The following is a 252-nucleotide window of genomic DNA, read 5'->3' as shown; positions in this document are numbered from 1 at the left end:
GGGTATGCTTCGGGCCGCGCGCACGCCCGGTTAGCTGGAGATCAGAAATCATCGAGCCTTCTTTGCCCGGATTCCCGCGATCTGCAAACTTTCGACTCTGCTTTTGGTTTTCCCTGAGATTCCTTAATATAGTGCTGTATTGTGTCAGCGGTCACATTTCCGACAGATCGAAAGAATTTGCCACTTGACCACAAGCTTCCGCCCCAATATCTTTTTTTCAATTCGGGATGAAGCTTGAACATTCTATATGAA

The 252-nt window shown here is 47.6% G+C and carries 1 protein-coding gene; it reads right to left on the bottom strand.

What is annotated here, in order from left to right; all coding sequences use genetic code 11:
- Positions 1-41 precede the first annotated feature (41 nt).
- Positions 42-252: transposase (locus BP822_RS06925; protein ID WP_286878036.1), on the bottom strand; the 211-nt coding region annotated here is incomplete at its 5' end.

This window comes from Methanosaeta sp. UBA458 (assembly GCF_002496085.1).
Taxonomy (GTDB): domain Archaea; phylum Halobacteriota; class Methanosarcinia; order Methanotrichales; family Methanotrichaceae; genus Methanothrix; species Methanothrix soehngenii.
The sequence above is the reverse complement of the archived record's forward strand: the minus strand, read 5'-3'. Positions and strand labels throughout refer to the sequence as shown.